The sequence below is a fragment of the Methylobacterium sp. CM6241 genome, from assembly GCF_054817845.1.
This window is the reverse complement of sequence record NZ_CM139246.1, coordinates 4231523-4256334: the sequence shown is the minus strand read 5'-3', so window position 1 is coordinate 4256334 and position 24812 is coordinate 4231523. Positions and strand designations below refer to the sequence as shown.

Below are 24812 nucleotides of genomic sequence, written 5' to 3'. Positions count from 1 at the left end.
CGCCCCCTCTCCCGGTCGCTCCGCGACCACCCTCCCCCGCAGAGGGGGGAGGGCTGTACCCGAGCGCCCCGGATGCGTGAACGTCGGCATGCCGGAGATCACCGTGAGGCAGGCCGGAGCCGGTCGTGTAAGACATGGCGTTCATTCCACTTCGTCCCCGGCGGAGGTCATGCGCGTCACCACGTCGGGGGCGACGCTCTCCTCAGCTTCGTCCTTCGGCGGGTGGATCAGCGCGTCGAGACGGGCGCGGGTGGCGCGGAATTCGGGGGTGAGCGCCTGGTTGTGGCTGCGCGGGCGCGGCACCGGCACCTCGATGAGTTCGGCCACCTCGCCCGGATGGGCGCTGAGCACTAGGATGCGGTCGGCCAGATGCACCGCCTCGTCGAGGTCGTGGGTGATGAAGACGATGGTGATGTCGATCTTCTTCCAGATCTCGATGAGGTAGGCCTGCATCCGGGCGCGCGACTGGGTGTCGAGGGCCGAGAACGGCTCGTCCATGAGCAGGATGCGCGGGCGGGTGGCCAGCGCCCGGGCGATGGCCACCCGCTGCTTCATGCCGCCGGAAAGCTGGTGCGGGTAGCTGTCGGCGAAGGCCTCCAGGCCGATGAGCGCCAGCCATTGCCGGGCCTCGCGCTCCGCTTCCCGACGCGGCGTGCCGTTCTCCTCCAGCCCGAAGGCGACGTTGCGCAGGACGCTGAGCCAGGGGAACAGCGTGTAGCCCTGGAACACCATGCCCCGGTCCGCGCCCGGCCCGGAGACCGGCACGCCCTCGACGCTGACCACGCCCGAGGTAGAGGTCTCGAGCCCGGCGAGGATGCGCACGAAGGTGGACTTGCCGCAGCCCGAAGGCCCGACGACGCAGAGGAACTCGCGCCGGTGGGTGACGAGGTCGATGTCCTTCAAGGCCACCGTCACGCCGCCATCCGCCCTGCGGAAGGTCTTCGTCAGCTTCTCGACCCGGAGGGCGACCTCACGGCTCTTCAGTTTCTCGAACCGGGCGCGGACCGGCTCGCACTGGGTGCGGTAGTCGCAGGCCTCGATCGGCAGGATGACGGGAGAGGCGACGGGAGAGACCGAGTTCACGCTTCGCTCCTGTCATAGGGGAACAGCCGGCGGCCGAGCCAGGCGAGGGCGAGATCCGTGATCGAGCCGACGAGGCCGATGATGAGGATCGCGGCGTAGACGTTGTCGAAATGCTGGTAGCGGGCCTGCTGCGTGATGAAGAAGGTGATGCCCGACGAAGTGCCTATGAGTTCGGCGACGATGAGGTAGGTCCAGGCCCAGCCGAGCAGGATGCGCTGGTCGCGGTAGAGCTGCGGCAGCATCGCCGGCACGATCACCCGACGGATGAGGCGGAGATTCCGCGCGCCGAGCGTCAGGGCCGCCTCGATCAGCAGCGGCTCGATCCGCCGGGTGGTGTTGGCGATGACCAGCACCTGCTGGAAGAAGGTGCCAATGACGATGATCGCGATTTTCGGCCCGTCATAGATGCCGAGGATGGCGACCATCAGCGCCCCGAAGGCGGGAGCCGGCATGTAGCGCACGAACTCGATGACCGGCTCGGTGAGGCGCGCCAAAGTCGGCTGGGCGCCGCAGAGGATTCCCAGCGGCACGCCGATCAGCGACGAAAGCAGGAAGCCGAAGGCGATGATCTGGATCGAGTGCCACAGGCTCAAGGGCAGGCGGATGGCGTCGCGCTGGGTCGGCTGGGCCGTCAGCGAGGTCCAGAACGCGGTGGCCACTTCGTGCGGGGCGGGAAGGTAGACCGGGTTGGCGGGCCTGCCCGCCGGCTCGGCGGTGCCGGCGGCCTTGGCCGAGGCGACCTCCTCCGCGAAGGCGGCCTTCGGCACGCGCATCCCCGGCTCCATCCAGGCGATGTCGCCGGGCTCGGTCACCTCCACCAGGGGATGCCACAGGAACGGCACGTAGGAGACCGCCGCCCAGGCGAGGAGCGGGATCAGGAACGACAGGATTGCGAGGCTCGTCCGGCGGCGCGGCGAGAGCGGCCGGGCGACGCCGACCCAGGAGCGGCGGCGGGGGGACAAGGGAGACGAGACGCGGGCCCCTCCTCCCCCTTGTGGGGAGGAGTTGGAGGTGGGGGTGGTTGGGTGACCCACCGCGGCCGAGGCTAGCGGAGCTACCCCCACCCCTGTCCCCTCCCCACAAGGGGGAGGGGAAGTGCGCTCCAAGCCCTGGCGCATCTCCGCGCTCATTTGCCGTCGGTCAGCGCGGGGTCGATGTAGCTCTTCACGTCCTGGGCGGTCTTGTAGACCTCGTACTTGACGTTGAAGGCGTCGGCATAGCGGCTCGAGCCGTAGAGGGAGCCGAACCCGTCGGCATCCTTCATCACCTTGGCGCCCTCGGCGAGGGTGAGGAGCTTTGTGCCCTTGAGGAAGCGGGTGAAGGTGGGCGCGTCGATGCCGACCTTGGCCGCCATGATCGCCACCGCATCGCCCTGCGTCTTCGGATCCTGAATATAGGCGACGACCTTGTTCCAGACGCCGACGAACTTGATCCACTCGGCCCGACGGCCCGACAGGCTGGCCGGCGAGACGGTGACCACGTCGTAGATCAGGCCCGGCTCGTCGGCGGAGGTGTAGAGCGGCTTGGCGCCGGCCGCGCCCTTCATCGCCTGCCCGGCGACGGGCTGCCAAGCGCCGATGGCCGAGACGTCGCCGGAGGCGAGAACCTGCGGGGTCTCGTTGGTCTTGGCGTTGACCAGGGTGACGTCCGTCTCCTTGAGGCCGAGCTTGGTCAGGCCGTTGATGAGGAGGAGATGCTCCACGAGGCCGACTTCGAGGCCGACCTTCTTGCCCTTGAGGTCGGCCAGTGCCTTCACGCCGGGCTTGCCGACGATCATGTCGTTGCCGTTGGAGTAATCCGTGAGCATGATCATGACGTTCTTGGCGCCATTGCCACCCATCACCAGGGCATCGCCGTTGGTGCAGGTGACGGCGTCGAGCTTGCCGGCGGAGAACGCGTCCATGGAGGCCGAGTAGTCGAACCACTCGAACTTCGCGTCGACCCCGGCCTCCTTCAGCCAGCCCTTCTCGATGGCGACCTGCCAGGCGACCCAGCCGGGCCAGTCGCTGTAGCCGATGCGCAGGGGCTCGGCGGCGTGCGCCACGGGGATGGAGGCGGAGGCCGTGAGGAGGCCCAGGGCAAGGGCGCAGCCCGTGACGGCCTTGCGTCCGGCGGTCAGGATCGTGGAAAGGTGCATCTGCATTCTCCGAACCGCGTAGTACGATCGCTGGAAATCGTAATACCGATCGGCTGATTGCCATACAAAATACGTGCCAGGACGAGTCCGGCATGCAGGAGGAAGGCGCCATGGCGGGTAGCGAAGCGACGGAAGCGGCCCCCGAGGACGGCACGAACCCGGAGGAGGGAGTTGGCGGCCGGCGCAAGCCGGTGAGTCGGATCAGCCTGTCGCTTTCCGAGGATCTGCTCTGCGAGCTCGATACCATGGTGGGGGAGCGTGGCTTCGCCAGCCGCTCACAGGCCGTGGCGACGATCCTCCACCGCTCGCTCGTGGAGCACCGCCACAAGGTCGGCGACCGGGTGATGGTGGGCACGATCACACTGTTCTACGACCATCTCGCGCCGGGCGTGCAGCAGCGTCTGGCCGATCTGCAGCGGCGCTACATCGCTGAGGTCATTTCCTCTCTCCACGTCCATCTGATGAACAACCAGACCTTGGAAGTGGTGCTGGTGCAGGGGCCGGCGGCGACGCTGCAGACCATCGCCGACACGATGATCACCGAGCGCGGCGTCATCTCCGGCCGGCTGGAACTCGCGGCGGCGCTGATTCCGCCGATCCATCCGTTCCAGGGAGAGAAGGCGCCCTGACGAGGGGCCTCAGCTCTGCCAGACCCGGGGCATCGGCGCGCCACGGTAGTCCACCAGGATACGGGCGGCCGTCGCCCGTAGGGCGTCGGGGTCGGCGCTCAAGAAACGGGCAACGAGGTGCCCGTTCCAGGCACTTGCCGCCACATCCACCCCTGTCGGTCCCAGACTGTCGAGATGGGCGCGAAGCGGCTCCAGGCGGGATTCCGCGTCTGCCGAAACATCGAGCAGAGTCGCCATGGCGCGGGCACCGCCGCCGAAAGCCGTCCGCTCCAGAAGGGCGGTGATCGGCCCGTCGAAGGCGACGGAATCCGCGTAGGTCAGACGCCCCGCGCGGCGGATGCGCCAGGCATCCCGGAACAGGCCCGTTTCCATACGCTCATGGCGCGCCGTTCGCCCGAAAACCACCGCCTCGAAAGCGAGCAACCGTGCCTCCGGCGCGAGGTCCACCTCGAACCGTCGCTCCAGCCGCGCGCGGTCGAACAGGATCGTCTCCTGCGGCAGCCAGTCGAGACCCGCGCCCTCGGCCAGGGTCGCGGTCGTCGTCACGCGGCTCGAGAGACCGTCGGACTTGTAGATCTTCTCGGCGGCCGTCGTCGTGAGCACGAGATGCGCGCCGTCATCGACCGTCGCCTCGACCCGGAAACCGTCGCCGCAGGCGATGCCGCCCGCCGTGTTGAGCAGCACCGCCTCGCAGACACCCTCGCCATGGCGCGGCAGGCGCAGGCGCAACGGCCCGGCCTCCGAGAGATCGGCGATATGCGTGCCCGCCCCGTGGCGGACGACGCGCACGGCGACGCGCCCCTCCGAGCGCTGGCGCACCGGAACAATAGCGTGTGGGACGGTGTCGCGGCTCGAGAGGTCGGCCAATGGAAGGGGGTCCCGCGCGGAACCCTCAGGCCGGCCCTGTAGCGACCGGACGCGCGGGATCGACGCCCCATTCGGACCAGGACCCATCGTACAGCGCACGGGGCGGGTGGCCCAGCGTCTCCAGGGCGAGCGCGACGATGGCCGCCGTGACGCCTGAACCGCAGGTGGTGATGACCGGCTTTGCCGGATCGACCCCGGCCTCGGCGAAGACCGCGCGCAGGGAATCCGCGTCCTTCAGCCGGCCGTCCGCCTGGAGCGCGGAATAATGGACGTTGCGGGCGCCCGGCATGTGGCCGGGACGTACGCCGGGGCGTGGCTCGGCCTCCTCGCCACGGAAGCGCGGGGCGGAACGGGCATCGACGATCTGCGCCGAACCGCGCTCCAGGGCGCGAGCGACATCGCCGGCATCGGCCACGGCGCCATGGTCCAGTCGCGCCGAGAAATGGCGCCGGTCGCGCCGGGGGCCGTCGCCATCCTCGGTCTTGCCGCCGGAGGCGAGCCAAGCCGGGAAACCGCCTTCCAGGATCTGGACGTCGCGCACGCCGAAGGTGCGCAGCATCCACCAGACCCGGGGGGCGGAGAACAGACCCATTCCGTCATAGACGATGATGTGCATGCCGTCGCCGATGCCGAGTTCGCGCATGCGCGAGGCGAAGACCTCCGGGCGAGGCAGCATGTGCGGCAGCGGCGACGTCTCGTCACTCATGGCATCGATATCGAAGCGGATCGCGCCGGGTATGTGCGCGGCCTGGTACTCGGCTTCGGCGTTTCTCCCCTGTGCGGGGAGATACCATGACGCATCCAGCACGATGATGCCCGGCGCGCCGAGACGCTCCTTGAGCCAGTCGGTCGTGACGAAGTGCGAAGGCGTCATGTTTTCTCGGTCCGTGGTGAGGGTCAGCGCCACTCAACCACATCCGCCCCCGGCTTGCACAGTCGGTGCGTTGAGGCGAAAGCTCACCGCATGACGAGCCGCAGCCACGAACCCCTTCCGGAGCGGACAGAATCGTGAGTCCCCGCGAGACGTTCCACATCGAGATTCTCGGCTCCGAGGACGAGGGAGAGGATCGCGTGCGCCAGCGCCTGTCGATCCGCGCGAGCGGGCCCGAGAGCGCCACGGAGCGCGCGCTCCTGCTGTTCGCACGGGCACGGGCACCGCAGCGCTCGGGCGGACCGGCCGAGGCGGTACGGGTCATCGACGGGGCGGGGACAGAGGTCTTCCACCGCACGCGTTTCGACGAGACCCCCTGACCATGCGCGTCCTCGCGGGCCTCGTTCTGATGCTTCTGTTCGCGGGGCTGTTCGTACGGAGCTACACGCTGCCGCCCGCACCGGACCGGCGCGGCGGCACCACCATCGCCCTGGCCTGGCCGAATCGTGCCCTGTTCGGCAGCCCACGCGGAGATTGCGTCGGCGGCCCGGAAGACGAGGCGCTCATCGCCTGCCTGATCGGCTCCGTGTCCCGGTTCCGGGCCGAGACGATACCCCTCGTCCAGCTCCCGTTCTGCGGTACCTGCTACGGCCTGTCCCAGACCCTCGCCTCCCTCGGCCGTGACGAGAAAGCGGTCCAGGCCAAGCTCGCCCAGATGGCGCGTTTCGGCTGGTAAGGCCACACGTCCAGGCGCTCAGCGTATGGCTCAAGGCCGAGATTGACTTCGCAGGCGCGAAAGCGCATATCGCAGTTGCAGCGTCAGCGGCCGTGACAGGTTCGCTTGAGAGGGCTGCGTGACGGATCGCCGATTGCGCGTCAGCGCGACCCAAGCGACCTGAGCCCCTCTCTTCAAACGTGCATGCACCCGGATCGCCCCATCACGCGGGCGACCTCCAGCTCAACGGACCAGTCCCTTCGATAAGACGACCATCCTAGCCGATGGCGTCCGGCCGGTCCCGCTGCCTGAAAGTCTACCCTTGACCCAATTTACCGATTTCGGCCTCGCTCAGCCCGTGCTGCGCGCCCTGGATGAGGCCGGCTACAAGACTCCGACCCCGATCCAGGCTCAGGCCCTGCGCCCCGCCATGGAAGGCCGCGACCTCTGCGGCATCGCCCAGACCGGCACCGGCAAGACCGCGGCCTTCGCGCTGCCAATCCTGCACCGCCTCGCCCAGAACCCGCGCAAGGCCATCCGCCGCGGCTGCCGCGTGCTGGTGCTCTCGCCCACCCGCGAACTCGCCAACCAGATCGCCGAGAGCTTCTCGGATTACGGCAAGCACCTGTCCTTCACCAACACCGTGGTGTTCGGCGGCATCACCATCTCCCGCCAGGAGAAGGCGCTCGCCAACGGCGTCGACATCCTCGTCGCCACGCCGGGCCGTCTCATGGATCTCATCGAGCGTCGCTCGCTGACCCTCGAAGCCGTCGAGATCCTCGTCCTCGACGAGGCCGACCAGATGCTCGACCTCGGCTTCATCCACGCCCTCAAGCGCATCGTGAAGATGCTGCCGAAGGAGCGCCAGAGCCTCTTCTTCTCGGCAACCATGCCGAAGAACATCGCCGGCCTCGCCGACCAGTACCTGCGTGACCCGGTCCAGGTGGCCGTGACTCCCGTGGCGACGACGGCCGAGCGTGTGACCCAGGAGGTCATCTTCGCCCATACCGGCGCGAAGCAGGCCCTGCTGAACCACATCCTGCGCGACCCTGCCATCGAGCGGGTCCTGGTCTTCACCCGCACCAAGCACGGCGCAGACCGGGTCGTGCGCGGCCTGGAGAAGGTCGGGATCAACGCCTCGGCCATTCACGGCAACAAGTCCCAGCCGCAGCGCGAGCGTGCTCTCGCCGCGTTCAAGGACGGGTCGTGCCGCGTTCTGGTGGCCACCGACATCGCCGCCCGCGGCATCGACGTCGAGGCCGTGAGCCACGTCATCAACTACGACCTGCCCAACGTGCCCGAGAGCTACGTCCACCGCATTGGCCGCACCGCGCGCGCCGGTGCGAACGGGCTCGCCATCTCGTTCTGCAACGACGAGGAGAAGGCCTACCTGCGGGATATCGAGCGCACCACGCGCCAGAAGATCCCCGTCGGCGCCTTCCCCGAGGGCTTCAACCCGCCGACCCGCCAGGAAGCGGCCGAGGCCGCGCAGGCCGAGGAGCGTCGTCCGGCGCCCCAGGGACAGCGTCCCGGCCAGCGCCAGGGTCAGCGTCCCGGCGGCGGACGCCCCGGCTTCGGCGGTCGTCCCGGCGGCGGTCGCGGCGGCGAGAGCCGTGGCGGCCAGCCCAGCGGTCCGGCCCGTTCCGGCCGTCCGCAGGAAGGCCGCGGCGATCGTCCGGCGGAAGGGCAGGGCCGTGGCCCCCGTCCCGACCAGCGCGGCGACACCCGCGCTCCGCGCCAGGGTGAACGCCCGCGCAGCGGCGGCGGCGGCAATGCCGCCGGCGAAGGTCGCGCCATCGGCTGGCTCGACCGCTTCCCGCGTTCCTGATCCGAATCGATCCCAGACGGTCGAGTTCGCTCGACACGACGCCGCCCCGGACCGTCCGGGGCGGCGTTTTCGTTTGAGCCCAAGGCCGGGACGGATATTGCTTACGGACGATCCCGCGCCATCTCAGCCTCTGGCGGGCATCTCCGCGAGGGAGGCATGGGCATGCGTTTCGAATTGTACCGGGATTCGAGTGGCGACTGGCGCTGGCGCCTCCGAGTCACGAACGGGAACGTCATCGCCGATTCGGCCGAGGGCTATGCCCGCAGGGAAGATTGCGAGCATGGCATCACCCTGGTGAAGGGTTCGGCCGATGCCAGCATCGTCGACATGACGTTGAAGATCGCCTGACCCGTTCACGCAAAGCCACCGACGCGGAGACCCCGCCCGCGAAGGCCGTTCCCGGGAAGGTTGCCGTTAAGCTTGCCGACGGAGGGCATGAAACGGTTTGCCGATTCTGTGCGTTCGGCTGACGGCCAAGCATGCATTCCTTCGCATGCCGTCGTATCATCACCGTCGTTCGATCACTCGAGGAGTCATGAACGTGTTGAGAAAACTCCTTCTGGCCGCCTTGCTGGCCCTGGGCTTCGCCGCCCTGGCCCCCCAGGGCGCCTCGGCCGCGCCCATCGGCCCAGTCTCGGCCCTTCAGAGCGAGGCCGCACCGGCCGTCGCCGAGAAGGCGCAGTACTACTATCGCCGGCCGTATTACCGTCGCCCGTTCTACGGTCGTCCTTACTACGCCCGTCCGTATTACCGTCGGCCGTACTTCGCGCCGCGTCCGTTCTACCGCCGCCCGTTTTACGGTCCGCGCCGGTTCTACGGCCCGCGTCGCTTCTACTACTAAGTCGGTCACGCCGGTCGGTTTCGAGGCCCGGTCGTCCCATTCGGGACGGCCGGGCTTTTTCTTGACCTGATGCCCCTTGTCGGCCGATGCAGGAGACCAAGCGACGCCTCGGACGAACGAAGGCGGCGCAACGAGGATGGGTGGAGACCGGAATGGGCGAGACCAGCGACCCGCGCGGCGACCTCACGGTGCGCACCATCGCCATGCCGGCCGACACCAACGCCAATGGCGACATCTTCGGCGGCTGGGTGATGTCGCAGATGGACCAGGCCGGCGGGATTGCCGGCGTCGACCAGGCCCAGGGCCGCGTGGTCACGGTGGCGGTCGACGCGATGACCTTCATTCGTCCGGTACGGGTTGGCGATGTGCTCTGCGTCTACACACGGGTGGAGAGTGTCGGCCGCACGTCCATGAAGATCCAGGTCGAAGCCTGGGCGCGCCGCTTCCGCACCAAGCTGCGCGAGAAGGTCACCGAGGCGACCTTCACCTTCGTCGCCATCGACGATGACGGGCGCCCGCGCCGGCTTCCCAAATCGGAGCCGGAACAGGGAACGTGAGCCCTGAACCGGCCCTAGGGTTCGCCTCGCAGTTCAGACGTTCGGCGGTGCCACGCGCTGGCGCAGGCCGGTGATCACCGCCTTCAGGATATCCGAATCGAGATGATCGCCCGTGACCGAGCGAACGGTTTCGATCCGGTCGTGGATGAAGGCGAGTTTGGCGATGACGGCCGGTGTCAGCTTGAAGGGATAGAGCGCCGGCTGCCCCATGCTGCGGCTCAAGGAATTCACCGCATAGGTCAGCGGCAACCATGCCGAGATCAGGCGATCGAGGTCTGGCGACTGATACGGATCGAAATCGATCACGACGGGGTCCGGCGCGCCGTTGCGCAGGCGAGGCCGCACGTGCAGTTCGAAGGTGCTCGCCGTCTCCACCGTGTCGACGATGTGGAGGTAATGCGCCCAGGTCTCGGCGAAATCCTCCCATGGGTGGCTGGTGGCATAGGCGCTGACGTAGGATTCCTGCCAGTCCGCCGGCGCGCCTTGGGCGTAGTAACGCTGCAGGGCCATGCCGTAGCTGGCACGCTCGTCGCCGAACAGGTCGCGGAACGACCAGATGCTCTGATCGTAGCGGATCAGGACGTTCCAGAAATAATGCCCGATCTCGTGGCGGAAATGGCCAAGGAGCGTGCGGTAATACTCCCCGAACAGCATCCTGCGCCGTTCGCGCTCGACATCGTCCGCCTCGGCGATGTTCAGGGTGATGAGGCCGCTGCGATGCCCGGTGAGCACGGGGGGACCGACGCTGTAACTCTCGGCGGGGTCGACGAGGAAGTCGAAGGCCAGACCGGTGGCGGGGTTCTCGTCCCGTGTCATCAGGGGCAGGTCGAGGCGAAGCAGCGAGTAGAACAACCGGTGCTTGGCGGCCTCGATCTGGCGCCAGCGCGTCAGATTCCAGGCAAGGGCCAGGTCCGGCACCACCCTGTTGTGCCGACAGCAAGTACAGTACCGGTCTGGACTGTCATCGGGCAGCAGCCAATTGCAGGCGCTGAACTCGGCATTTGCACAGAAGCGGTACTTCCGGCCCGGATCGGCATAGGCGTGCCAGACTGTCCCGGAGGGCTCCAGGGCGGAAATCTCGTGGGTGCCGCAGACATAGCCGAGCCGCCGCTGACAGCTCTCGCATTCCGTACTCTCGAAACTCGCCGGCTGGTTGCAAGCCTGGCACTGAAAGATCTTCATGGGCCGGCCGGGCCCGCACTCTGGGCGCCGGCATATGCGTGAGAGAACGCTTCGCGGCGAAGCCCCGCGTCACGATGCACGGAATTTGCTTTCCGCTCGACGGCGGGCAGCGTCGCCATGCCGTCTGTCTGAACTGCCAGGGCCAATCTGCTCACGTGATGAACGTCGTCACCTCCCATCGCCCGGTAGGGCAACGCCGCTGTAGACTAGCACCGATTTCGACTGCCGTCGGCGGCGATCACAGCCTATGGTCATTCGGCCTCAAAACGCCGATGACAACCGTGGGGCGCTTCGGTGATGCGCTCCGGTTTCCCGCCACCGCCGCGCGTCCGCCGCGCGCCCGGTCTCACGTCCGAACCAGCGGGAGTCCCCGTGTCCATTAAAGCCGCTCTGCACCACGTCACTCACTACAAGTACGATCGGCCGATCCAGCTCGGACCGCAGGTGATCCGCCTGCGCCCCGCGCCGCATACGCGCTCGACCGTGCCGGCCTATTCCCTCAAGATCCTGCCGGAGAACCACTTCATCAACTGGCAGCAGGACCCGAACGGGAACTGGCTCGCCCGTCTGGTCTTCCCCGAGCGGACCACCGAATTGAAGATCGAGGTCGATTTGACCGCCGAGATGGCGGTCATCAACCCGTTCGATTTCTTCGTCGAGGATTACGCCCAGACCCGCCCCTTCGCTTACGAGAGCGACCTGACCGCGGAGCTGAAGCCTTATCTCGTCACCGACGACGCGATGGGCCCCGAGATCGACGCCCTGCTCGAGCGGCTGCCCGAACAGCCCAACACCGTGCTCTTCCTCGTGGCCCTCAACGCCATGATCGCCTCCGAGATCACCTACGGCGTCCGCATGGAGCCCGGTGTCCAGACACCGTCCGAGACGCTGACGCTCAAGAGCGGCTCCTGCCGCGATTCCGCTTGGCTCCTGGTCCAGGTGCTGCGCCGCATCGGCCTCGCCGCGCGCTTCGTCTCCGGCTACCTGATCCAGCTCGTTCCCGACACGACCGCCGTCGACGGGCCCGCGGGCACCAGCACGGACTTCACCGATCTTCATGCCTGGGCCGAGGTCTACCTGCCGGGTGCCGGCTGGATCGGCCTCGACGCCACGTCGGGCCTCCTCTGCGGCGAAGGGCATATCCCCCTTGCCGCCACCCCGCATTATCAATCCGCCGCGCCGATTTCCGGCCTCGCCGAACCCGCCGAGGTGGAGTTCGGCTTCGAGATGACGGTGACTCGCGTGGCGGAAGCCCCGCGCATCACGAAGCCCTTCTCCGAGGAGGTCTGGGCCAAGATGGATGCGCTGGGCGAGCGGATCGACGTCGATCTCGCCGAACAGGACGTGCGCCTGACCATGGGCGGCGAGCCGACCTTCGTCTCCATCGACGATTTCGAATCGGCCGAGTGGAACGCCGCCGCCGTGGGGCCGACCAAGCGCGGCCTCGCCGACAAGCTGATCCGGCGCCTGCGCACCCGCTTCGGACCGGGCGGCATGCTGCATTACGGCCAGGGCAAATGGTATCCGGGCGAGAGCCTGCCGCGCTGGGCCTTCGCCCTGTACTGGCGCCGGGACGGCAAGCCGATCTGGAGCAATCCCGACCTCGTCGCCAAGGAGGACGGCCCGCGTGACGCCACCTCCAGCAAGGCGAAGGCGCTGATCGACGGCGTCGCCAAGCGCCTCGGCCTCGAAACCTACGTGTTCCCCGCTTTCGAAGACCCGATCTACTGGGAGGAGAAGCGGGAGGAGTTGCCGATCAACGTCACCACCTCCGACGCCAAGTTTCCGAACCCGGAGACCAATGCCCGTATCGCGCGGGTGTTCGAGCGCGGCCTCGGCGAGGCCGCCGGCTATGCTCTTCCCCTGGCGAGCCTGCCCATGGGTAAGGACGATCCCGACGACCGTCGCTGGATTTCTGAGCCCTGGGAATTCCGCCGTACCCACGCCTTCCTGACACCGGGCGATTCGCCGGTCGGATATCGGCTGCCCCTGAGTTCGCTGCCCTTCGTGCCGCCGGAGCATTACCCCTATTATCAGCCGCAGGATCCGCTGGAGGAGCGGGGCGCGCTCCCCGAAGGTCATCCCGGCACGAAGACCGAGAACGGATCGGGCGTCACCGGCGTCGCCGTGCGCACGGCGCTCGCCGTCGAGCCGCGGGATGGGGTGCTGCGGGTGTTCATGCCGCCGCTGCAGCGGGTGGACGAGTATCTCGAACTCATCGGGCATCTCGAGGCCGTCGCCGCCGAGCTGAAGCAGCCCCTGCATATCGAGGGCTACGAGCCGCCGTTCGATCCGCGCCTCAACGTCATCAAGGTCACGCCCGATCCGGGCGTGATCGAGGTCAACGTCCACCCCGCCACCTCGTGGCGCGAGGCCGTCACCATCACGAGCGAGCTCTACGAGGATGCCCGCCAGATCCGCCTCGGCGCGCAGAAATTCATGACCGACGGCCGCCATACCGGCACTGGCGGCGGCAACCACGTGGTGCTGGGCGGCGCCACCCCGGCGGATTCGCCGTTCCTGCGCCGGCCGGACCTGCTGAAGAGCCTCGTGCTCTACTGGCAGCGCCACCCCTCGCTCTCCTACCTGTTCGCCGGGCTCTATATCGGCCCGACGAGCCAGGCGCCGCGCATGGACGAGGCCCGGCACGACGGGCTCTACGAGCTCGAGATCGCCCTGGCGCAGGTGCCCAAACCCGACGAGCCCAACATCCCGCGCTGGCTCGTGGACCGGATCTTCCGCAACATCCTCGTGGACGTCACCGGCAACACCCACCGCTCCGAGATCTGCATCGACAAACTCTACTCGCCGGACGGCCCCACCGGCCGCCTCGGCCTCTTGGAGTTCCGCTCCTTCGAGATGCCGCCGGACCCGCGCATGAGTCTGGCCCAGCAACTCCTGCTGCGGGCCATCGTCGCCTGGGCCTGGCGCGAACCGCAGGAAGGCGGCTGTGTCCGTTGGGGCACGGGCCTGCACGATCGCTTCATGCTGCCCCACTTCCTCTGGACGGACTTCCTCGGCGTGCTGGAAGACCTCCGCCAAGCCGGCTACGACTTCGATCCGGCGGCGTTCCAGGCGCAGTACGAGTTCCGCTTCCCAGTCTTCGGGACGGTGGAGCAGGGCGGCGTCAAGCTGGAACTGCGGCAGGCATTGGAGCCCTGGCACGTGCTGGGCGAAGAGGGGGCGATCGGTGGAACGGTGCGGTACGTGGACAGCTCCGTGGAGCGTCTGCAGGTCAAGGTCGAGGGCTTCGTCCCCGGCCGCCACATCATCAGCTGCAACGGCCGGCGCCTTCCGATGACCGGCACCGGCACGGTGGGCGAAGCGGTGGCGGGCCTGCGCTTCAAGGCGTGGCAGCCGGCCTCCTCGATGCATCCGACGATCCCCGCGCATTCGCCCCTCACCATCGACATCCTCGATGCGTGGAGCGGACGCTCGATCGGCGGCTGCCGCTACCATGTCAGCCATCCCGGCGGCCGCAACTACGAGACCTTCCCGGTGAACACCTACGAGGCCGAGGGTCGGCGTCTCGCGCGCTTCCAGGCCCATGGCCACACGCCCGGCAAGGTCGAGATGCCGGTCGAGGAGATCAGCCGCGAGTTCCCGCTCACGCTCGACCTCAGGACACCCGCGCCCAGATGACGGATATGGCCGAGGCGCAAGCCGGAGGACGGGCGAAGCGTCTTGAGCGCTGGACCTCGGACTACCAGCCTCGGCCCGGTATCCCGGACGAGTTCGTGGGGGCGGGAGGCGCGCATCTCGGTGCCTGGCCCCGCCTCCTCGACCGGCTCGGGACCCTGAGCGGAACCGAGATCACCACCCGCTTCGCCTCGGCGGAGCGGCATATCCGCGATACCGGGATCTCCTACCGGATCTACGGCGACCAGCGCGAGCATGCCTGGCCGCTGAGTTCCCTCCCTCTCGTGATCGAGAGCGCCGAATGGCGCGCCCTCAGCGCTGGCATCGTCCAGCGCGCTGAGCTGATGGAAACCATCATCTCCGACATCTACGGCCCCGGCCGGATGGTGTCGGAGGGCGTGCTGCCGGCGGCCCTCGTGGCCGGCAGTCCGGAATTCCTGCGACCGCTCTCAGGGGTGAAGCCGCCCGGCGGGCGCTGGCTCAAGCTCTACGCCGCCGATATCGGCCGGGGGCCGGACGGGCGCTGGCGTGTCCTCGCCGACAGGACGCAGGCTCCCTCCGGTCCCGGCTACGCGCTGGAGAACCGGATGGTGCTCACCCGCGCCTTCCCGGACCTCTATGCCGATCTCCATGTCGAGCGCCTCGCCCCGTTCTTCCAGGCGTTTCGCGACGGGCTGGTCATGGGTGCGCAGCGGAGCGACCCGCGTATCGGCCTTCTCACCTCCGGGCCGTTGAGCTCCACCTATGTCGAGCAGGCGGCGCTGGCGCGCTATCTCGGCCTGCTGCTGGTGGAGGGTGACGACCTCGTGATGCAGGACGGCGCGCTCCACGTGCGCACCGTGTCCGGGCTGAAGCGCACGGACGTGCTGTGGCGGCGCATCGATTCCGACTATGTCGACCCGCTCGAACTGAACCCGGCCTCGCGCCTCGGTATTTCCGGGGTGCTGGAGGCTCTGCGCAACGGCAGTCTCGTCGTCGGCAACATGCCGGGTTCCGGCATCCTCGAATCGGGTGCGCTCGGTGCCTACCTGCCGCGCATCGCCCGCTACTTCCTCGGCACCGATCTCAGCCTCGAAGGGCTGAAGAGCTGGTGGTGCGGCGATCCCGACGCGCTCGCCCATGTCCGCGACAACCTCGAACACCTCAACCTCCGCCCTGTGGCGACGCCGACCAAGGGGATGGGTCGCGACGCGATCCTCGGACCGCACGCGATCGTCGCCGAGCGCGAGCGCGTGGTGGCGGCCCTGCGCGACAGGCCCTTCGACTACATCGCCCAGGAACAGGCTCCGCTTTCGACCATGCCAGGCTGGGAGCGTCGAGAGGACGGGATGCGCCTCGTGCCCCGTCCCTTCGTCCTGCGGGTCTTCGCGGCGGCGACGCCGGACGGCTGGCGCGTGATGCCGGGCGGCTTCTGCCGCATCTCGGAGCGGCCCGACGTGAACCCGATCGAGATGCGGGCCGGGATCAAATCGGCGGATGTCTGGGTCCTCTCGGACCGTCCGGTCGAACCGGTTTCGCTGATGCATCCGGGCGCGCCCAGGGTTCGCCGCATCGCCGGGCACCTGCCGTCTCGCGCGGCCGACAACCTGTTCTGGTTCGGCCGCTACGTCGAGCGGGCAGAGGCGGTGATCCGCCTCGTGATCGCCCATCTCGGCAGCGTCGGGAACGCGGTGATCGCCGACATGGCGGGCGACGAGACGGCGCCGACGGCCCTGCGGATCCGCGCCCTGCTCGACGAATGGGGCGCCATCGAAGCGCCCGACCTGCCGACGGCCAAGCTCGCGCAGGAAGCCCTGAGCGGACGCCTCACCTACGGCTCGGCCCTCTCGCACAGCGTGTCGGCACGCCATAACGCGGCCTCCCTGCGCGAAAGGCTCTCCAGCGAGGCATGGCGCGTGCTCGCCGACCTGAAGGATCTCCTGGAACTCGACGAGGCGAAGGAACTGGCCGAAGCCGAGCTCCTCGGCCTGGCGGAGCGTGCCCTCAGCCACATCGCCGCCCTGGCCGGTCTCGCCCAGGAGAACATGAACCGGACCGCCGGCTGGCACTTCGTCGATCTCGGACGCCGGATCGAGCGGGCGATCAACACCTGCTCCTTCGCCGCCAGTTTCGCAGGGGACGAGGCGACGGCCGAGGATCTCGGCGTCATGCTGTCCCTGTGCGACTCGCACGTCTCGTTCGGCGCGCGCTACATGCAGGGCGTGGCGATCGACCCGGTACGCGACATGGTGCTCCTCGACCCGTTCAACCCGCGCTCCGTCGCGTTCCAGGTGGAAGCGATCTGCCGGCATCTCGCCGACCTGCCGGTGTTGCGCGTCGACGGCCTGCCGGAGACGCACCAGCGCCTCGCTCTCAAGCTGGCCGCCGAATTCACCACCGGCGAAGCATCGGAACTCGACGGCGCTGCCCTGACGCGCCTGGAGAACGCCTTCGAGGGCCTCGCCGACGCGATCGTCACCCGCTACTTTCCCAACGGCCCGCACGCCATGCGTCCGGAGAAGCTCGTGGGGCTCGCGTGATCTATACGCTGCGCCACCTCACCACCTACCGCTACGGCAAGCCCGTCCGTTACGCCCGCTGCTCCCTGCGGCTTCAGCCGCGGGACGGGGAGGGGCAGAGTGTCCTGTCCAGTGAGTTGACGATTTCGCCGGCTCCGCAAACCCGTACGGTGCGGCGCGACTATTTCGGCCTCGACGTGGTGACCTTCCTGATCGACACGCCGCATAACGAGTTGCGGGTCGAAGCCCTGTCGCGGGTCAAGGTGGAGCGTCCGCCGCTGCCGCCGCCCGAATCCGGCATGGCATGGGAATCGGTGCGCGACGCGGCGATTTCCGGTCGGTCGATGGCGCCCGACGCCCCCGTGCATTTCGTGTTCCCGAGCGTCAGGGTTCCCCTCGACCCGGACGTGACCGACTATGCGCGCGCGAGTTTCACGCCCGGTCGCAGCGCATATGGCGGAGCCGTCGACCTGATGCGGCGCATGCGTGCCGACTTCAAATTCGATGCGAAGGCTACAACGGTTCACACGCCCCTCGCCAAGGCCTTCGCCCTCAAGGCGGGGGTGTGCCAGGATTTCGCGCATATCATGATCGCCGGCCTGCGCGGGCTCGGCCTGCCGGCGGCCTATGTCAGCGGCTACATCCGCACGATCCCTCCCGCCGGACGGCCCCGCCTGCGCGGCGCCGATGCCAGCCATGCCTGGGTCTCGGTCTGGTGCGGGGATGGCTGGATCGGCCTCGACCCCACCAACAATATCGGCGCCTGCGACGACCACATCGTGGTGGCGCGGGGCCGCGACTACACAGACGTCTCGCCCATCGACGGCATCGTGTCCTCTTCCGGCCCGCAGAAGCTCAAGGTCGAGGTGGATGTGATCCCGGACGGCGAAGCGATGCCGGAATCGGCGGGCGAGCCGGAAACCGAAACGGCCTGATTTCGAGCGTCGTCCTACGCGATCCCCAGGTGTCACAGCGAAGCGAGCGCCTAGACGGAGGCCGCCGGGGAACGCCGAGCGTCGAGGCCTCCAGGGAACGCCGCGCGTCATGGAGGCCTCGTCGGTCCCTCAGGATGAGGTCGCGAGACGGAATGGGTTCCGTCGATTCCTACGCCGGAGTCCGCTTCTCGACGATCGTCGTCTCGATGATCGTGTCCGGCTCGTAGAGCCAGCGCGCCATGGCCCCGGCCATCACGGCACCGAGCACCGGTGCCAGCCAGAACAGCCAGAGCTGGCCCATCGCCTCGGCCCCCGCGAACAGGGCCGGACCGGTGCTGCGCGCGGGATTGACGGAGGTGTTGGTGATCGGGATCGAGATGAGGTGGATCAGCACCAGGGCAAAGCCGATGGGAATACCGGCAAATCCGGTGGCGGCGCCCTTCGATGTCGTCCCGATGATGATGAACAGGAAGAAGAAGGTCGCGAGAACCTCCACGAGGAAGCAGGAGAGCAGTCCATACTTGCCTGGGCTGAGGTCGCCGTAGCCGTTCGAGGCGAAGCCGTTAGGCATCCATCCGGCCTTGCCGGAGGCGATGAGGTAGAGCACGCCGGCACCGAACACGGCCCCGACGATCTGCGCGACGATATAGGGAATCACATGATGGTCGGCGCAACGCCCGGCGGACCATAGGCCGACGGTGACGGCGGGATTGAAATGGCCACCCGAGATATGGCCCACGGCGTAGGCCATCGTCAGGACAGTCAGACCGAAGGCGAAGGCCACCCCGAGAAATCCGATCCCCAATTCGGGATAGGCCGCTGAAACGACGGCTGCGCCGCAGCCGCCGAAAGTCAGCCAGAATGTTCCGAAAAATTCTGCTGTCGCTCGCCGGATCGTATCATTGGTCATGACCATCTCCGCTCAAATGCAGAGGGGCGACCATCCGGTATTCAAGACCGAAGAATCGGTTCTCTGCTCGATATTCACATGAATAGCGTAGTTTTCATCACAACTCTTGGCAATCGTCGAATCGGTGCTACCGAAACGATCTCAAGGTGCGGTCTCACCTACCGATACAGAAACCAGGAGCGGTCCCGCCCCTCTCCCGTCTTGGATGACCTCCTGGCTCGGAGCACGTCCGCGTGACTCATGGACTTGCCCTGTCGACCTCGCTATGGGCGGCGACGGTCGGCGGAATGACCGATGGGGAGGCTGGAACGTGGTCGAGACAAATGTGGTCGACACCCATGCCGCCGCGCGAGAGGCGATTTTCGCCTTCATCGCTGGCCGCAACCCTGGCCTCGCGCCAGGGGCCATCACGGGAGAGACGTCCCTCGTCACCAGCGATGCCCTCGATTCTATCGGCGTGCTCGATCTGATGATGGAGCTCGGCGACCGGTTCGGCTTCGAGATCGAGGACGACGCGTTCGAACTCACGCATTTCGAAAGCATCGACGCGCTGGCCGCCTTCGTCGACGCCAAGCGGGCTGAGGCGCAGCGTTAGGATATGTCGGCGCCCGCACTGCTGCACGACCTCCTCGACGGATCGGCATGTGCGCCCGAGCGGACCGCCCTCGTCGCCGGCACCGAACGGCTGAGCTATGGCGGGATGCGGGCCGGGGTGGATGACCTCACAGTACGCCTGAGGAGCCAGGGCGCGAAGCCCGGCGACCGCATTGCGATCCTGCTTCCGAAATCCTTTGCCGAATGTACGGCGATCTTCGCCATCAGCCGGATCGGGGCGGTGTTCGTGCCGATCCATCCGAGCCTGCGCCCGCGTCAGGTGGCGCATATCCTCGCCGATTGCGGTGCGCGGCTCCTCATCACCGACGCGACCTTGCTCTCGGCCCTCGATCTGCCCCCCTCGAACGTTCCACCCTCAACGGGGGAGGGAGGGGTTCCCGAATTCCCGATCATCGTCCGGCTGCAACCGGAATCCGTGACATCTCCGCCGCCCGGCCTCGCCGCGATCCTCTACACGTCCGGCTCCACCGGTCTGCCGAAGGGCGTGATGCTCAGCCATGCCAATCTCCTGGCCGGCACCCGGATCGTGCGCACCTACCTGGCGATCACGGCGGACGACCGCATCCTCTCCGTCCTGCCGTTCTCGTTCGATTACGGCCTCAACCAGTTGCTCACGAGCGTCGAGCAGGGCGCGTGCCTCGTCCTGCTGGAATTCCGCTTCGGAGACGAGGTGGTGGGTGCGCTGGAACGGCATCGGATCACCGTGCTCGCCGGCGTCCCCACCCTCTGGACCCTGCTGACCCGCGCGGCACCGAGGCTGGGAAAGGCCGATCTTTCGAGCCTGCGGTTGATCACCAATTCCGGCGGAGCGGTGCCGCTGGAGACGGTTTCGAGGCTGCGCAAGGCGCTGCCGCAGACCGGGATCGTACTCATGTACGGCCTCACCGAGGCTTTTCGCTCCACCTTCCTTCCCCCGGAGGAATTGGAGATGCGCCCGGGCTCCATGGGCCGCGCCATCCCGGAGACCGAGATCTTCGCGGTGACGGCGGAGGGAGAGCGGAGTCGGCCCCAAGAGCCGGGCATCCTGCACCATCGCGGGCCCACCGTATCCCTCGGCTACTGGAACCGGCCTGAGGACACCGCCCGGGTGCTCGTGCCTGACCCGCGCTTTCCGGAGGACGGAACCCTCGTCTGCCGCTCGGGCGACCTCGTCGTGGAAGACGAGGACGGTTACTTTCGCTTCCTCGGCCGCGAGGACGCGATGATCAAAAGCGCCGGGTTCCGCGTCAGCCCCACCGAAGTCGAGGAGGCGCTGATGGAAACCGGAGCCTTCCGGGCCGTGGCAGTCATCGGCCTGCCGGATGCCGCCCTCGGTCAACGCATCCATGCGGTGGCGGTGCCGGCGGAGGGCGGTCCTGCCCGAGCCGAGGTGCTGCAGGACGTGCGGCGGAGCCTTCCCCAGCACATGGTCCCGCGTGCCGTCGAGAGCGTCCCGGCCCTGCCGACGACGCCGAACGGTAAGGTCGATTACAAGCGCCTCGTGGCGGAACGGACGAGCTATGTCTGACACGGCCGGCGACAGCCTCGCGGATCGCCTCGTGGCGGCACATTTCCCCCGGTCGGACGGTGTGCTCCGGGTGGGCGGGCTCGACCCGCGCGACCTCGCCGAGGCTCACGGCACGCCACTCTTCGTCTACGATGCCGACCTTCTGAGACGGGCCTATCGCGACCTCGCCGATGCGGTCTCGGGCTTCGCCGTGGTCGATTATTCGGTGAAGGCCAATCCGGCACCCGAGGTGATCCGGGTTTTCCGCGACGAGGGAGCGGGGGCGGAGATCGCCTCAGGCGCGGAATTCGCCGCGTCCTGGGCGGCCGGTGTCGAACCCCGACACATCCTGTTCGCCGGGCCGGGTAAGAGCGATTTCGACATCGAGGCCACCGTCGCCGGTGGGATCGGCGAGATCCATCTGGAGAACAGCGAGGAGATGCGGCGCGTGGCCGAGGCCGCCGGACGCCACGGCATCGTTCAGCGCGTGGCGATCCGGATCAATCCGGGGCCCGACGCGCAGGGGGGCGCCATGCGAATGGGCGGCAAACCCTCGCCCTTCGGCTTCGACGAGGAGGAACTGGATGCGATCGTCGATGCGGTGGAGGCCGAGCCGCGGCTGCACCTGTCCGGCATCCACCTCTTTGCCGGGACGCAAGGGCTCGTCGCCGCGACGCTCCTGTCGCAATGGGCCTATGGATTGTCGCTGGCGGCGCGGGTCGCGGACCGGATCGCGCGCCCGCTGGACACGATCGACCTCGGCGGCGGCCTCGGCATCCCCTATTTCTCCACCGACACGCAGCTCGACCTCGCCGCCATCCGGGACGGCATGCCAGCGCTGATCACCCGTGTGAAGTCAGATCCCCGCCTCAGGGAGGCGCGGATCGTGCTCGAACCCGGACGGTTCCTCGCCGGGCCGGCCGGGCTCTACGTGGCGCGGGTGCGGGCCGTGAAGGTCTCGCGGGGCAGCCGCTTCGTCATCACCGATGGGGGCATGCACCACCATCTCGCCGCCTCCGGCAATCTCGGACAGGTGGTCAAGCGCGATTATCCCGTCGCCGTCGTGGTGGACCGGGGCGGGCCACGCTCGCCCTGCGCCGTCGTCGGCCCGCTCTGCACGCCCCTAGACATGCTCGCCCGCGCCACACCGCTGCCGGACCTCGCGGCAGGAGACCTCATCGCCGTGCTGCAATCGGGGGCCTACGGCCTGACGGCGAGCCCCACGGGCTTTCTCAGCCACCCGCGCCCGGTGGAGCTCCTCGTGGATGGCGGCGCGGCACGGGAGATCGGCGGAGCACTGAGGACGGACTGACGCTCCCGTCCTCCGCACGGATGAAATCGCTTCAGACTGAGGGGGTTTGGCAAGAGAACGGAAACCCTCACAGCCTTAACGTCCCCTCGCGAAAGCTACGTGACGGTCGGAGGCTCGTCGCCAGGGCATCCGACTTCGGGGGCTGTGTGGGGCGCTCGTCGCCCCGATGACGTTCGAATGCGGTGCGGGAGGTACCCCGGTTGAAAGGCGGCGGCACGATCAGGCGGAAATCCACCAAGCTCGAATTCCTCGAGCACATCGCCGCCAGCACGCAGACGGGAAGGAGCGATCTCCCCACGGTCATGACGAGCGACGAATACGCCCGCGACCACGTGCTGATGATCTGCGAATCCCTGCAACTCGGCCTGACCCGCCTGTATCGCGACCGGGATGGATACGGCTACGAGGTGCGCATCACCCGCGCCGGCCGGCTCCTGGCAAAGGGCGACATCGAAGCGGCAGCGGCCGTCCTCGATTCCAACACCAGCGTCATGCGCCTCGCCGGCGAACCACCTGAGGGCGCGCTCGGCACCCTGCTGGCGCCAGGCAGCAAAGGGATCTCGCTGTTCGGGATCGCGGCCCGGCAATACGCGCCCGAAATGATACGCGGCGTCGCAACCGGGCATCTTTCCGTCTCGGACGGCATCATCCAGGCATCCAAGGAGACCGCGACCGGACCCAGCTGGGGCGGGTGGCGCGAGATCGGCGGGAGCGCCCGGCCTTTGCGCGAAGGGGAAACGACCTCGGTCCTGCCGTCGAGCCGCTCGACGCGCCATGTCTTCGCGCGAAAACCGTAGCGTTCCGTTCGACCACGGGGCGAAGGCCGGCACCTCTCCGTGACATGCCAGCCCCTTGAGCTTCGACCCCTTCAGGCCTTGCGCTCCGTGAAGTCGCGAAAAGCCTCCAGCGTCTCGGCGCTCACGTGATGCTCGATTCCTTCGGCATCGCGCCGCGCGGTCTCGGCGCTGACGCCGAGGGCACAGAGAAAATGCTCGACGATCCGATGGCGCTCGCGGCTCTGGACCGCGAGCATGCGCCCGCTCTCGGTGAGGAACACGCCGCGATAGGGGCGCTGCTGGACGAGGCCGTCCTCGGCCAGGCGTTTCAGCATCTTGGCGACGGTGGGCTGGGCGACGCCGAGGCGTGCGGCGATATCGACCTGCCGCGCCTCGCCGCCATCACCGATGAGATCGGCGATCAACTCCACGTAATCTTCGACGAGTTCGAGGCGGCGCGCCTCGCGTGCCTGCCGGAAGCTCTCCACATGGACGTCCGGATCGACCAGAGGGGCGTCGGGCATGGATCGCGACGAATCCTGCATGATGCCGGGCACCCCTTGCTTCATCGGTGTCACGGACACGGACCATTCCGTTCCCGAGCCGTGTTTAGCCAAGGCCGGCCCCCGAGGGGAGCCCTAAACCGGGCCGTGACGCCCCTGCGCGCAGATGAGCGACGAATTCCCGGGCGAAAACCGGTAGCGCTTCGAGGGATCGCAGGCAGATGGTGAGGTCGCGCGCCGCCCATGGGTCGAGGAGCGGTACGATATCGAGACCCATCGAGCGCGCGGCGCGCCGGGCGGTGGTTTCGGGGACGATCCCGAGCCCGACGCCGCATTCCACCAGCCGGCACACCGCATCGAAGCCGCGCAGCTGGACCCGCAGCCGCATGAGCGGCCGCCCGGTGCGCATGGCCTTGTCGGCGAGGAAGCGGGTGATGGCGCTCGCCCGATCGAGGCCGACGAGGTCGTAATCCAGCACATCGGCGAACAGCACGCCGTCCCGCTCCCCCAGCGGATGGCCGGAGGGCAGCACCGCCACGAACCTGTCCTGGCGGAACGGGTGGGTCTCCAGAGTGCCGGTATCCACCGTGCCGGAGACGATGCCGAGATCGGCGGCTCCCTCCGCCACGAGACCGACGATCTCGTCCGACGTCCGCTCGACGATATCGACGCTCACGCCGGTATGGAGGGCGAGATAGGCGCTCAGGGCTTCCGGCAGGAATTCGGTCAGCGCGTGGGTGTTCGACAGGACCTTGATCTGGCCGATCGCGCCGCCGGCATAGGCGGCGAGATCGCCCTGCATCCGGTCGATCCCCTCCAGCAGGGAACGGGCATGGGCGAGGAGTGCCCGCCCGGCCGGCGTCAGGACGACGCCCTGACGGCTCCTGCTGAGGAGTGCCGCCCCAAGGGAAACCTCCATCGCCCGGATACGGCTCGACGCGGCGGCGAGCGCCAGGTTCGCCCGGGCCGCCCCATGCGTGATCGACCCCGCCTCGGCCACGTGGCGAAACAGGCCGAGATCGACGAGGTCGAAACGCATCATCGGGCAAACCCGGCGAAAGGAGGCCACATTGGAAACACATCCTTAACCCTGTGACGCGATGCTCGAAACATGGTGGTCCGTCGTCGCGTCCGTTCCGTTCTCATGCCGCTCGGCCTCTACGCCGTGTCCGCGCTCGTGGTCGGATATTTCGTTCATCAGGCCGAGAGCGGCAATCGCGGCTTGGAGGCCAAGCGCGCGCTCAAGATCCAGGCCTATGGGTTGAAGCAGGAGCTCACGGCCGCCAAGGCGGACCGGGCGATCTGGGAACACCGGGTGGCCCTCCTGCGCAGCGACCAGATCGACCGCGATCTCCTCGAGGAACGTGCCCGCATCGTGCTGGGGCGCGTCCACGCGAACGATGTCGTCATCATCAACCCATGATCGTG

At 68.0% G+C, this 24812-nt stretch carries 24 protein-coding genes; 15 read left to right on the top strand and 9 right to left on the bottom strand.

The window, feature by feature from the left end; translation table 11 throughout:
- Positions 1 to 141: 141 nt before the first annotated feature.
- The 3 genes from ACYQR9_RS19915 to ACYQR9_RS19905 all read right to left on the bottom strand — a co-directional run bounded on the left by ACYQR9_RS19915 (position 142) and on the right by ACYQR9_RS19905 (position 3226).
- Complete coding sequence (locus ACYQR9_RS19915; RefSeq protein ID WP_207411415.1) at positions 142 to 1083, bottom strand: ATP-binding cassette domain-containing protein; 942 nt, start codon at positions 1081 to 1083, stop codon at positions 142 to 144.
- The gene (locus ACYQR9_RS19910) at positions 1080 to 2045 is read right to left on the bottom strand and encodes an ABC transporter permease (protein ID WP_461222974.1); all 966 of its coding nucleotides are present in this window, start codon (positions 2043 to 2045) and stop codon (positions 1080 to 1082) included. Before ACYQR9_RS19910 ends, ACYQR9_RS19915 begins: the two co-directional genes overlap by 4 nt.
- Positions 2046 to 2209: 164 nt before the next feature.
- Entirely contained in the window at positions 2210 to 3226 is a 1017-nt protein-coding gene (locus ACYQR9_RS19905; RefSeq protein ID WP_207411417.1) for an ABC transporter substrate-binding protein, read from the bottom strand.
- Positions 3227 to 3312: 86 nt separating this feature from the next.
- On the opposite strand from ACYQR9_RS19905, the gene nikR reads away from it, so the two are divergent.
- A complete protein-coding gene (gene nikR / locus ACYQR9_RS19900) occupies positions 3313 to 3849 on the top strand; it encodes a nickel-responsive transcriptional regulator NikR (protein ID WP_461227798.1) in 537 nt (178 codons plus the stop codon).
- Positions 3850 to 3858: 9 nt separating this feature from the next.
- Here nikR and ACYQR9_RS19895 read toward each other — a convergent pair whose 3' ends face one another.
- Together ACYQR9_RS19895 and sseA are read right to left on the bottom strand one after the other, a co-directional pair.
- Positions 3859 to 4716 carry an urease accessory protein UreD gene (locus ACYQR9_RS19895; RefSeq protein ID WP_461227797.1) on the bottom strand — a complete coding sequence of 286 codons (858 nt, stop codon included), beginning with the start codon at positions 4714 to 4716 and terminating at the stop codon, positions 3859 to 3861.
- Between the two features lie 25 nt (positions 4717 to 4741).
- Complete coding sequence (gene sseA / locus ACYQR9_RS19890; RefSeq protein WP_461227796.1) at positions 4742 to 5590, bottom strand: 3-mercaptopyruvate sulfurtransferase; 849 nt, start codon at positions 5588 to 5590, stop codon at positions 4742 to 4744.
- Positions 5591 to 5724: 134 nt separating this feature from the next.
- Between sseA and ACYQR9_RS19885 the strand changes: the two genes are divergently transcribed.
- The 6 genes from ACYQR9_RS19885 to yciA all read left to right on the top strand — a co-directional run bounded on the left by ACYQR9_RS19885 (position 5725) and on the right by yciA (position 9528).
- Positions 5725 to 5967 (top strand): hypothetical protein, encoded by a 243-nt coding sequence (locus ACYQR9_RS19885; protein ID WP_461227795.1) that lies wholly within the window; start codon positions 5725 to 5727, stop codon positions 5965 to 5967.
- A gap of 2 nt (positions 5968 to 5969) precedes the next feature.
- Positions 5970 to 6323: a hypothetical protein gene (locus ACYQR9_RS19880; protein WP_461227794.1), complete on the top strand. Its 354-nt coding sequence runs from the start codon at positions 5970 to 5972 to the stop codon at positions 6321 to 6323.
- Positions 6324 to 6624: 301 nt separating this feature from the next.
- Entirely contained in the window at positions 6625 to 8130 is a 1506-nt protein-coding gene (locus ACYQR9_RS19875; protein ID WP_461227793.1) for a DEAD/DEAH box helicase, read from the top strand.
- A 162-nt stretch (positions 8131 to 8292) separates the two neighbouring features.
- Entirely contained in the window at positions 8293 to 8478 is a 186-nt protein-coding gene (locus tag ACYQR9_RS19870; RefSeq protein ID WP_056433746.1) for a YegP family protein, read from the top strand.
- Positions 8479 to 8671: 193 nt separating this feature from the next.
- Positions 8672 to 8971, top strand: coding sequence for a hypothetical protein (locus ACYQR9_RS19865; protein WP_056433743.1), 300 nt, complete (start codon positions 8672 to 8674; stop codon positions 8969 to 8971).
- A gap of 152 nt (positions 8972 to 9123) precedes the next feature.
- Positions 9124 to 9528: an acyl-CoA thioester hydrolase YciA gene (gene yciA / locus ACYQR9_RS19860; RefSeq protein ID WP_461227792.1), complete on the top strand. Its 405-nt coding sequence runs from the start codon at positions 9124 to 9126 to the stop codon at positions 9526 to 9528.
- A 33-nt stretch (positions 9529 to 9561) separates the two neighbouring features.
- Here yciA and ACYQR9_RS19855 read toward each other — a convergent pair whose 3' ends face one another.
- Positions 9562 to 10710: a zinc-binding metallopeptidase family protein gene (locus ACYQR9_RS19855; protein ID WP_056433426.1), complete on the bottom strand. Its 1149-nt coding sequence runs from the start codon at positions 10708 to 10710 to the stop codon at positions 9562 to 9564.
- 372 nt (positions 10711 to 11082) lie between these two features.
- Here ACYQR9_RS19855 and ACYQR9_RS19850 point away from each other — a divergent pair, with 372 nt between their 5' ends.
- From ACYQR9_RS19850 to ACYQR9_RS19840, 3 genes are read left to right on the top strand one after another with little or no spacing between them, the layout of a single operon-like run.
- The gene (locus ACYQR9_RS19850) at positions 11083 to 14352 is read left to right on the top strand and encodes a transglutaminase family protein (protein ID WP_461227791.1); all 3270 of its coding nucleotides are present in this window, start codon (positions 11083 to 11085) and stop codon (positions 14350 to 14352) included.
- On the top strand, positions 14349 to 16868 hold the full coding sequence (locus tag ACYQR9_RS19845; RefSeq protein WP_461227790.1) for a circularly permuted type 2 ATP-grasp protein: 2520 nt from the start codon (positions 14349 to 14351) through the stop codon (positions 16866 to 16868). Before ACYQR9_RS19850 ends, ACYQR9_RS19845 begins: the two co-directional genes overlap by 4 nt.
- Positions 16865 to 17782 carry a transglutaminase family protein gene (locus tag ACYQR9_RS19840; protein WP_419952450.1) on the top strand — a complete coding sequence of 306 codons (918 nt, stop codon included), beginning with the start codon at positions 16865 to 16867 and terminating at the stop codon, positions 17780 to 17782. Before ACYQR9_RS19845 ends, ACYQR9_RS19840 begins: the two co-directional genes overlap by 4 nt.
- A 169-nt stretch (positions 17783 to 17951) precedes the next feature.
- On the opposite strand, the gene aqpZ is transcribed toward ACYQR9_RS19840, so the two are convergent.
- A complete protein-coding gene (gene aqpZ, locus ACYQR9_RS19835) occupies positions 17952 to 18692 on the bottom strand; it encodes an aquaporin Z (protein WP_461227789.1) in 741 nt (246 codons plus the stop codon).
- Between the two features lie 310 nt (positions 18693 to 19002).
- Here aqpZ and ACYQR9_RS19830 point away from each other — a divergent pair, with 310 nt between their 5' ends.
- From ACYQR9_RS19830 to ACYQR9_RS19815, 4 genes are all read left to right on the top strand, one after another.
- Complete coding sequence (locus tag ACYQR9_RS19830) at positions 19003 to 19287, top strand: acyl carrier protein (protein WP_311273973.1); 285 nt, start codon at positions 19003 to 19005, stop codon at positions 19285 to 19287.
- Positions 19288 to 19290: 3 nt separating this feature from the next.
- Positions 19291 to 20814 (top strand): AMP-binding protein, encoded by a 1524-nt coding sequence (locus ACYQR9_RS19825; protein ID WP_461227788.1) that lies wholly within the window; start codon positions 19291 to 19293, stop codon positions 20812 to 20814.
- Positions 20807 to 22105 carry a type III PLP-dependent enzyme gene (locus tag ACYQR9_RS19820; RefSeq protein ID WP_461227787.1) on the top strand — a complete coding sequence of 433 codons (1299 nt, stop codon included), beginning with the start codon at positions 20807 to 20809 and terminating at the stop codon, positions 22103 to 22105. The genes ACYQR9_RS19825 and ACYQR9_RS19820 overlap by 8 nt, the downstream gene beginning before the upstream one ends.
- 182 nt (positions 22106 to 22287) lie before the next feature.
- On the top strand, positions 22288 to 22902 hold the full coding sequence (locus ACYQR9_RS19815; protein ID WP_461222988.1) for a hypothetical protein: 615 nt from the start codon (positions 22288 to 22290) through the stop codon (positions 22900 to 22902).
- Positions 22903 to 22973: 71 nt separating this feature from the next.
- Here the strand turns inward: ACYQR9_RS19815 and mntR are convergent, their stop codons facing one another.
- On the bottom strand, positions 22974 to 23426 hold the full coding sequence (gene mntR, locus ACYQR9_RS19810; protein WP_056433737.1) for a manganese-binding transcriptional regulator MntR: 453 nt from the start codon (positions 23424 to 23426) through the stop codon (positions 22974 to 22976).
- Between the two features lie 64 nt (positions 23427 to 23490).
- Positions 23491 to 24426, bottom strand: coding sequence for a LysR family transcriptional regulator (locus tag ACYQR9_RS19805; protein ID WP_420604500.1), 936 nt, complete (start codon positions 24424 to 24426; stop codon positions 23491 to 23493).
- A gap of 69 nt (positions 24427 to 24495) precedes the next feature.
- Between ACYQR9_RS19805 and ACYQR9_RS19800 the strand changes: the two genes are divergently transcribed.
- Positions 24496 to 24807, top strand: coding sequence for an FtsB family cell division protein (locus ACYQR9_RS19800; protein WP_056433401.1), 312 nt, complete (start codon positions 24496 to 24498; stop codon positions 24805 to 24807).
- The last annotated feature ends 5 nt before the right edge of the window (positions 24808 to 24812 follow it).